This is a genomic window from Flavobacterium chungbukense (genome assembly GCF_020805785.1).
Classification (GTDB): Bacteria; Bacteroidota; Bacteroidia; order Flavobacteriales; family Flavobacteriaceae; genus Flavobacterium; species Flavobacterium chungbukense.
The window spans coordinates 30,366-39,359 of sequence record NZ_JAJGZV010000002.1 but is presented as its reverse complement, the minus strand read 5'-3'; the positions used below and the strand labels follow the sequence as shown (position 1 = coordinate 39,359).

The 8,994-nt window shown below is 38.3% G+C and carries 6 protein-coding genes; 3 read left to right on the top strand and 3 right to left on the bottom strand.

What is annotated here, in order from left to right; genetic code table 11:
* Position 1 precedes the first annotated feature (1 nt).
* Positions 2 to 574 (top strand): hypothetical protein, encoded by a 573-nt coding sequence (locus LL966_RS05340; protein ID WP_229350979.1) that lies wholly within the window; start codon positions 2 to 4, stop codon positions 572 to 574.
* Positions 575 to 1,694: 1,120 nt separating this feature from the next.
* Here the strand turns inward: LL966_RS05340 and LL966_RS05335 are convergent.
* Positions 1,695 to 2,063: a lipocalin family protein gene (locus LL966_RS05335; RefSeq protein ID WP_229350977.1), complete on the bottom strand. Its 369-nt coding sequence runs from the start codon at positions 2,061 to 2,063 to the stop codon at positions 1,695 to 1,697.
* Positions 2,064 to 2,588: 525 nt separating this feature from the next.
* Between LL966_RS05335 and LL966_RS05330 the strand changes: the two genes are divergently transcribed.
* Both LL966_RS05330 and LL966_RS05325 read left to right on the top strand, forming a co-directional pair.
* Positions 2,589 to 6,563, top strand: coding sequence for a PAS domain-containing protein (locus tag LL966_RS05330; RefSeq protein ID WP_229350975.1), 3,975 nt, complete (start codon positions 2,589 to 2,591; stop codon positions 6,561 to 6,563).
* A gap of 87 nt (positions 6,564 to 6,650) precedes the next feature.
* Positions 6,651 to 7,031, top strand: a complete 381-nt coding sequence (locus tag LL966_RS05325; protein WP_229350973.1) for a response regulator — start codon at positions 6,651 to 6,653, stop codon at positions 7,029 to 7,031.
* A 100-nt stretch (positions 7,032 to 7,131) separates the two neighbouring features.
* Here LL966_RS05325 and LL966_RS05320 read toward each other — a convergent pair whose 3' ends face one another.
* Together LL966_RS05320 and LL966_RS05315 are read right to left on the bottom strand one after the other, a co-directional pair.
* The gene (locus tag LL966_RS05320; RefSeq protein ID WP_229350971.1) at positions 7,132 to 7,557 is read right to left on the bottom strand and encodes a response regulator; all 426 of its coding nucleotides are present in this window, start codon (positions 7,555 to 7,557) and stop codon (positions 7,132 to 7,134) included.
* Between the two features lie 1,034 nt (positions 7,558 to 8,591).
* Complete coding sequence (locus LL966_RS05315; protein ID WP_229350969.1) at positions 8,592 to 8,942, bottom strand: winged helix-turn-helix transcriptional regulator; 351 nt, start codon at positions 8,940 to 8,942, stop codon at positions 8,592 to 8,594.
* Between the last annotated feature and the right edge of the window lie 52 nt (positions 8,943 to 8,994).

Below are 8,994 nucleotides of genomic sequence, written 5' to 3'. Positions count from 1 at the left end.
TATGAGTACAAGTTTTAAAAAATCGGATAAGGAGCTCTTGGATGCCAGGAATGCTATTTTCAAGGAGTATGGAATTCCGGGACTGCAGAGGAACGGTTACGCGAAGTCCCCATTCAAAAGCTCGTGGTTCGGGCAGTATGATACAAATATACGAGGCTATTCCTATGAGCTCTGCAGGCTGGCAGATAACGGTGAGCTACACTTTGTCAATGCCACGATGGTGAAGGACGACAAATGGATCAAGATAAACCTGAATATCTTCCGGCTAGGTGAAAAGTTGGAATCGTTGGATCAACTGAAGGACTGCGAAGGGATCAACTTCCATCTTCCGCCGCACGAGTCCACAAGCATGCGTCTGAGGAGCGATGACTACAAGGGGCCGCCGCTGTTCCATATGATGTTTTCTCCGGAATACAAATTAGGCAATGTAGGTTCTGAAAGCAGTTTTGAAAAAGAGGTCAGGAAACTGGCGGATCTGGTGGGTAAGGACATGGCCAATATCCGATCCTTTGAGAGTAGGTGGCATGAACTACACCGCCCACGTACGACCGATTTGGAGGGCAATGTAATATAGGCAGCGGCTAGGTAGTTTTTCACAGTTAGTGATATGAGATTTTAAAATTTTAACCTTTTGATATTGAATAAATTTTAGAGATAAATAATTTAAAGATGAGCAGTAAAGCTCATCTTTTTTGTTTTATATTGCCTTAGTTAGTTAGTTAGTTAGTTAGTTAGTTAGTTAGTTAGTTAGTTAGTTAGTTAGTTAGTTAGTTAGTTAGTTAGTATTTTTTTAGATTGGTTTTAATTGTTGCAGATTTTTTAATTGTGGATTTGACTAGTGGAAGGAGATGTTGGCTGGAGTGAGAGTTAATTTGAATGGGAGAATTATTCAATATCTTTTTCCATTAAGATTTAATAGTATTAGTTGTTAAATTATTTTGACCGATAAGAGTCATGTTAAAGTTATCCAGCAAAAGTTTCAGGTAGATATGAAGCTTATTATTTTATATTTGCTTTTTATCTGATATTATCTGAATACACTGACTACATCTTTCTTATGATATTGTTGTTTAGATGAAATTGAAAATAACTTGTTTCTCTTAATTTATTTTATAAAATCTATTTATAGATAGAGGAATGCCTTTTTATTGGCTTTAGCTTTTTGTGGCAAGTTTGGTTGGAACTCCGCTATTTGCTTTAGTATTTTCTGTTTTATCCGACATTTTATACGTCCAGGCTGTCAATGAGAAAGGTGAGGTTATATAGCACTGAAATAAAAAAAGAAATAATTCCTGATAAGAAGTAGTATCCCTTTATTATACTCAAACTCATTTTTACTTAAAATAAAAAATGGCGCCAATTCTCTTCAATTGGCGCCATTTTGCTTTGTGACCTCGACAGGACAAATTTCAACATTTTTTTTGGATGATTTGAAGAAATTGGCTTACTATATGTAGTGTATGTCTTCCATTGGCTGTGTAAATTTGGTTTAGATGTCCTGTTGGGGATGGAGGGTTAAATCAATGTCCAAAAAGAAAACAACTTTGCTACTTAGTTTTCTTTTTTCTAGAATGGTTTTAACTGATAGAGATTTTTTAATTTTGGTAGGTTAGAGGATAGTGTTATTAAAAAGGCGGTTGCATTAAAAATATAAAAATGCGCGAAAGAGGATTATTATCAAGAATATGTGGAATTTATATTTTAGTTAAAGTTACTGTCATCTGTTTAGTACCTAACACCAGTTCATCTTCAGTTATTATGCTCTGGCAATTGTAAGGAGTTCCGGTATCTTCTTTGATCACAAGACTTTTTCCTTTTTTTGTCAGGGCAAAAGTTCCGTTATTTATATCCTGCAGAATACGGCCTCTAACAAAGCCATCATCAGTAAAAGTTAATGAGCCATGAGAGAGTATATCATTTTTGGCGGTTTGTGAAACAGCTGTTTTAGGTTCAACTTTGGTAATCTTCCAGCTTCCAACCAGATTGTCCCTGTTTTTATTAAATGAAAGAAACATTAGTGACAGCAGTGCCAGACTAAACGTATATAAAAATGGTTTTTTCATGATTTTATGAATTAAATTAAAAATATTTTTTAAGTGGAACAGCTTTTTCAAGACTCGAAACAGGTTTACATCTTAGAACGAACAGGTCGCTTCACTGCTGTATGCGGTGCAGTTTTTAATGCAGAAGATCTCTGGGTCTGGCTGTAATTTTTTGCAGGTCTGTTTGCTGACTGGTTATATTTACGTGTCTTCGATGATTCTCCTTTATTGTATTTTGTACTTCTCTGTTCTAAATTTCGTGCCTGCTGTCTGTTGCCGGAGTTTTTAGGAGTACGGTATTTTCCGCTTTCCCTATTAGTGATAACAGTATTAGAGCGGCTTCTGCTTATGTTATAGTTATTATATACATTTTTATTATGAATTATAACCGTACCGCCTCCTCCATAATGACCGCCATGATAGTGATAATGGACAATCAAATTAATTGGTGATTTGTTAAAATTACGCTACCTTTCCATTTGAAATCAAATACTACAAAGAGTGCAGTTGGACAGCAGGGGATCTCAACATCCGTTTTTAAGTAATATGGGAGAATTAGGTTCTCTTATCAGTGAGTTTAACTGGTCTGAAACTTCTTTAGGTGCGCCGGAGAAATGGCCGCCGCAGCTGGAGACATCACTGGCAATTATGCTCGGTTCAGGAGTTCCGATGTTTCTGATATGGGGAAAAGAAAGGTTCTTTTTCTACAATGATTCTTTCAGCGCTTTCTTTTCTGATAACGGCATAAAAACATCGACTTTTGAAACCCGCTTTAAAGATGCAATGCCTTTTGGATGGGAAACAATATCAGATATCATTGAACAGGTTATAAATCAAAAAGCAATTAGATTAGAGTCTAATATTATAACTGCTGTAAGCAGAAATAACAGTCTGCAGGAAATTTATCTTACTGTCGCATGCAGCGCAGTTTTCGGCCAGAGCAGGAATACGGAAGGAGTCTTTGGCACCTGCATAGAAAATTCAGCTGTTATTCCCAATGTAATAGAATCAGGTTCCGTAAGAACACAGCTTAACAATGTACTTAAACAGTCTCAGGCCGGAATTGCACAGGCCAATATAGAAGGACGAGTGACGGAAGTTAATGACCGATACTGCGAGATGCTTGGCTACAGCCGGGAGGAAATAGTACAGATGAATCTTGGAGATCTGACACATCCTGATGACCTGCAGCGCAATATGATACTTCTTGAGGCCTGCATCAGGGACGGAAAAGATTTTATGATTACCAAACGCTATGTAAAACGTGACGGTTCAATACTATGGGTAAACAATAGTGTCTCTGTTGTAAGCGATGCAGCAGGCAGTAAATATATCACTGCCATCGCAGTGGATATAACACTTGAAAAAGAAAAAGAGGAGCAGCTGGAAGAAGGAGAATTTCGTTTTCGGACACTTATTGAAAAAGCACCTGTGGGCACTGCATTATTCAGGGGAAGAGAGTTTTACATTGAACTGGCCAATCAGGCAGTCCTGCAGTATTGGGGAAAAGAAAATGATATTATCGGCAGAAAATTAAAAGATGTTTTTTCTGACATAAGAGATTATGATTTATATGACAGGCTCAATGAAGTTTATCTGACTGGAAAAGAATACAAAGCTACAGCAGCCAGAATAAAAAATGTAAAATCAGAAAAAGAACAGTATTTCGATTATTCCCTGACACCTCTTTTTGATAAGACTGGCGCCGTTTATGCCGTTCTTGCTATGTATTCGGATGTAACACCTGCAGTGAAAGCACAGCAGCAGGCTTCAGAGAGCCACAACGAGCTCGCTGTTATGTTTGAGCAGTCTCCCGTCGGTATTGCCACGATAGGAATAGGAGATGATCTGGTTTTTATAAGCGCCAATACTTTTTACGGCGAACTGGTAGGCCGCAAAGCTGAAGATATTATCGGCAAACCCCTTCTTGAGGCACTTCCGGAGCTCAAGGGGCAGGGTTTTGATGATCTGCTGAGGGAAGTAATCCGTACCGGTAATGCTTTTATTGCCAAGGAAGTGGAGGTTGAATTGCTTAGAAATGAAAAGCTGGAGCATATTTATGTGGATCTGACCTATCAGATTAATCGGAATGCTGCAGGTAAACCAGCTGTTATACTGGTAGTTGCAACTGATGTAACCAGACAGGTATTGAGCCGTAGAGAAGTGGAAGAAAGTGAAACAAAACTAAAAAACCTCATTGCGGCGGCACCGGCAGGCATTGGCCTGTTTACCGGCCGCGACCTGATTATAGAATATCCTAACCAGACATTTATAGATATAGTGGGCAAAGGCCCTGATATTTTAGGACTGCCGTTAAGAGAAGCCATGCCTGAACTTATTTCTGAGGGCCAGGCTTACCTTAAAATTCTTGATGATGTCTTTACAACCGGAATTCCTTTTATTTCTCCTGCTTCACTGGTGAAAATAATGCAGAATGGAGTGCTGAATAATAACTATTACAATATTTCCTATACACCGCTGCGAAACAAATCAGGAGAAATTTATGCTATTTTAGATATTGCCATTGATGTGACGGCGCAGGTCATCGCGCAAAAAGCAATGCAGGAAAGTGAAGCCCACCTGCAGTTACTGCGCGATACAGTCCCGGCCATGATTTTCTATCTAGATAAGGAACAGCGCTACCAGAGTTATAACAGGGTTTTTATGGATTGGTTTTCTGTAGACGCGAGTGAAGCCATAGGAAAAAGCGTAAGAGAATTTCTGGGAGAAGCTGCGTACGCAAAAACACTTCCCCATCTTGAAATTGCTTACGGCGGAGATCAGGAGAAATATGAAATGTTTGCGCCCTCACGCATGGGAATCACCAGATGGCTGAGCATTGTATATACGCCACATAAAAATAATGATGGGGAGGTAATAGGAGTAATTGTTCATGCAACGGATGTTACGCAGAGTAAACTGACAGAAATAGCCCTTAAGGAAAGCGAATCCAAGCTTCGCACTGTTTTAGATGCTGCCCCTGTTGCGATAAGCGTATTTGCGGGCAGGGATTTAGTCATTGAAAATCCTAATGATCGTTTTATGGCTGTCATTAATAAGGGAAGTTCTATAATAGGACAGCCTCTTAAGGCAGTGCTGAAATCCAGCAATTCGGAGAATTTCCTAAAATCGGCACAGGAGGTATTTCGCTCAGGAAAAAGTTTTTATGCCGGCGGCATGCCTGGAATTAATACCGAAGAAAGAGAAATCCGTTATCATAATATCAGCCTGACTCCTCTAAACGATGAGAGGGGAGAAGTTTATGCTGTGCTTTATGTCGGTTCGGATGTCACAGATGAAATTGTTTCAATAAAAAAAGCGGAACAGGCAGAGTCTGCTCTCCGCTCTGCAGTAGAAGTGGCGCAGCTCGGAACATGGTCACTGGACATATCTTCGGGAATTACCACAGTATCAGAGCGTCACGCTTCCATGTTCGGATTAAAGGCAGCCCAAATGCCGTCATCGGAAATACGCGCACTGATAAAACCTTCAGACTATGACCGGGTGACTGAGGCATTTTTTGCAGCCCAGAAACCAGGTTCAGAAGGCAGATATGAGGCTGAATACAGAATTATACACGGCATTACGGGACAGGAAAAGGTTATTCATGCAGTGGGACAGACTTATTTTGATCTGGATGGGAAGCCGTCGGTGATTCAGGGGACTGCTCAGGATATTACGATCCACAGGGAACTTCAGCTTGCCCTTGAAAGTGAAGTGGAGCTCAGGACAAAAGAACTTGCGGCAGTGCTGAAAGAGTTGCAGTCTTCCAATGCTGATTTAGAACAGTCCAATGATGCCCTTAAGCATTCCAATCAGGAGCTGGCGCAGTTTGCATATGTGGCAAGCCATGATCTTCAGGAACCGCTTCGGAAAATTCAGATTTTTGCAGGCCTGCTTCAGGAGAATCACCCTGGTAAAGATCCTAAGATAATGATTGAAAAAATAACTTTTTCTGCTGCCAGGATGAGCCAGCTCATTACTGATCTTCTTGCTTTCTCAAGACTGATACAGCCTCAAAAGAGCCAGCAGGCGATTGATCTGAATGAAGTTATCAAAAATATCTGGATTGACTTTGAGCTGGCTGTTGAGGAAAAAAATGCTTCAATTGAAGCTGGAAAGCTGCCGGTTGTAAAAGCTGTCGGTCTTCAGATGAATCAGCTTTTTTATAATCTGGTCGGCAATTCGCTGAAATTTACAAGAGATGATATTGCGCCGAAAATTACAATAAGCGCTGTTCTGGTACCGCATGATTATGCGGCCCAGTTTACAGATTCTCCCCTTGTTGAAGGAGAGTATCATCACATTTTGTTCAGTGATAACGGAATTGGATTTGAAAAAGGCTATGAGAAGCAGATTTTTGAAATCTTCAAACGGCTGCACGAACAGAATATTTTTCCCGGCAGCGGCATCGGACTGGCGCTGTGCAGGAGAATTGTCAACAATCATCATGGGTTAATGTATGCAGAATCAGAATATGGAAAGGGAACCACATTTCATATTTTTCTTCCTGCATCTTAAAGCATTATGCAAACCTGTTGCAGCAATAATGCGTATATTATAAAGAGCTGCTCTCTGCCGAACCGAAAGGTTAAAGAAAAAACACTTATGTTATATAAAAATATACTTCTGGTTGATGATGATCCCGATGACGCTGAAATATTTATGGAGGCTGTCGGTTTTGTCAATGAAAAAATAATAATGCGCCACATTGATAATCCTGTAAAGGCATTGCAGGAACTGGAAACTTTAGAAAATCTTCCCGACCTGATATTTTTAGATTACAATATGCCGTTAATGAATGGCAAAGACTTCCTGCAGCAGATCAAAAGTAAAGAGAAATTGAGAAGCATTCCGGTAATATTAATTTCAACTCCTTCTGAAGAATTTGTTTTCGATCTTCTGGAAAAGAGAGAGATTATCCGGTATATGAGCAAACCCAGCAGTTATAATGAACTGGTCAGAATGCTTAAGGAATTAATATTATAGTTTAATGCTGCCGGGTTTTCAAGAAAAAAATGACTTTAGTGCAGTAAAAATTTTTATAAATCAGCAAGCCGGCAATATTAAGATAAAACAGCAGTAATTATCAGCAAACCGTTACAGGGGTCAGGCTTGTCTTCCAGTATTCCATTATATTTTGTATCATTAACCTGTAAGCCGGAAAATTTTCTTCTTTGCTAAAATAGCCCTGTACATTATAAGCGTAGGCTTTTGTTACGTTTTCAGGATTTTTCGAAGTGGAAAGAAAAATGTACGGCACGCATTTTTCACTTATATCATCATTAGCTAGAATCTGGCTTCGTAATTGAAAACCGTCAATTTTCGGCATATTGATATCAGAAAGAATGAGAAAAGGATTTATATCTGGAGAAGATAAATAGGGAATAGCCAGAGTAGGATCTTCGATAAAAACTACTTTGTTCGGATACCCCAGACTCTCAAATATGTCTTTAAGAAAATTTCTGTCATCTTCATCATCCTCAATTATAATTATTTCGCCGTTTCTTCTCATAAGGCAAAGTTACATATTTTTTCCGCATTTATTTTTTTAGATTTGAAAGAAACTTATAATGGGAATAACCCAATTTTTGCCTTAGTTAAGCAGTAATTAACAATTGAATTTATGAAAAATCAATTCTTAGATTTATTTCATGCCAATATTGGCTGATAAAAATTTAGGTCTCTATAATACAATTCGACAAATATTAGGAAGGATTTAAAAACATTGTTTTGCTTTAATGCAGAGTTGTCTTTCTTTGGTTCTATGAAGGAGTTGTTCCCGCTATGCATTCCACCCGAGCGTCAGTGAACTGGCGAAGCAGTCTTTTGTGCCCAGCCCCATGTAAATTTTATAATATTATTTTTCAGGAGCTATTCCCGCTATGCGTTGCAATCTTTTGCGTCGAACTCCGGCACAAAAGGATTTCCACTGCTATCGGGGCTACAGCTGCCGGATAGCCCTGTTTTCTCTTTGAAGAACTGCGTATTGGAAGCCAATTGTTGTGTTTTAGCAAATAGTCTATTTTTTTAGAGAAAAAAATAAGGACATTAAAAAGTCATAATTTCTCCATTCTGGGTGTTCGAATCCTGTTAAGTAATCGAAGGAAAAATTTAAAAAAACATCTAATTTTTTTTATAAAAAATCTATAGCAGCTGTTTTTTTTGTTTTAACGTGATTCTAAAAAAAAGAAAATAAAACAAAAAAATGATTCAAAGTTAGTTTATCTACCAATGTAAATAAAAAAATGGCGCCAATTATCTTCAATTGGCGCCATTTGGCTTTGTGACCCCGACGGAACAAATTTCAACATTTTTTTTGGATGATTTGAAGAAATTGGCTTATTATATGTAGTTGTTTGTCTTCCAGTGGTTTTGGTAATTTGGTTTAGATGTCCTGTTGGGGATTGAAGTAGAGTTTACGCAGCTTATACATGACCTTGGCATAAAATGTAATCAGATAATTTTATATTCACCTAAAGGCCGAAAATAAATGTAGCTACATTTTGTAAACATAAGCATTAGCTAAGTAATTAAATTTCTGCAATATTATCTTTCTTGAAAAATTTTCTTCTTATGGCTTAATCCCCAATCTTTCATAGCGTAGATAATAGGAGTCAAGGTATCTGCATAGGGTTCTAAGCAATATGATATTTTTACAGGATAATCGTTCGTTATAATCCGTTTGATCAGCTGGTGCTGTTCAAGTTCCTTAAGTTCTTTTGAAAGTACTTTGGGAGTTAATCCTGGAATGCTCTCTTGAATTTCAGTAAATCGGCTGTTTCCTACACCTACAGAAATAATGATGGATAATTTCCATTTTCCATTAATTACTTCAAGTGTGTCCCGTACTGGCTTAACGGTATTTAGGCACTCACAATAAGGTTTCTTTTTCGGCATGATAAATTATTTATTTCGCTTTCCTTTAGGAAAGAGCTATACAAAGGAAAGT

What these genes read in the sequence shown, in the direction of transcription:
- LL966_RS05315 (WP_229350969.1), bottom strand. Translation starts at nt 8,942, where the DNA reads ATGCCGAAAAAGAAACCTTATTGTGAGTGCCTAAATACCGTTAAGCCA.
- LL966_RS05335 (WP_229350977.1), bottom strand. Translation starts at nt 2,063, where the DNA reads ATGAAAAAACCATTTTTATATACGTTTAGTCTGGCACTGCTGTCACTA.
- LL966_RS05320 (WP_229350971.1), bottom strand. Translation starts at nt 7,557, where the DNA reads ATGAGAAGAAACGGCGAAATAATTATAATTGAGGATGATGAAGATGAC.
- LL966_RS05340 (WP_229350979.1), top strand. Translation starts at nt 2, where the DNA reads ATGAGTACAAGTTTTAAAAAATCGGATAAGGAGCTCTTGGATGCCAGG.
- LL966_RS05330 (WP_229350975.1), top strand. Translation starts at nt 2,589, where the DNA reads ATGGGAGAATTAGGTTCTCTTATCAGTGAGTTTAACTGGTCTGAAACT.
- LL966_RS05325 (WP_229350973.1), top strand. Translation starts at nt 6,651, where the DNA reads ATGTTATATAAAAATATACTTCTGGTTGATGATGATCCCGATGACGCT.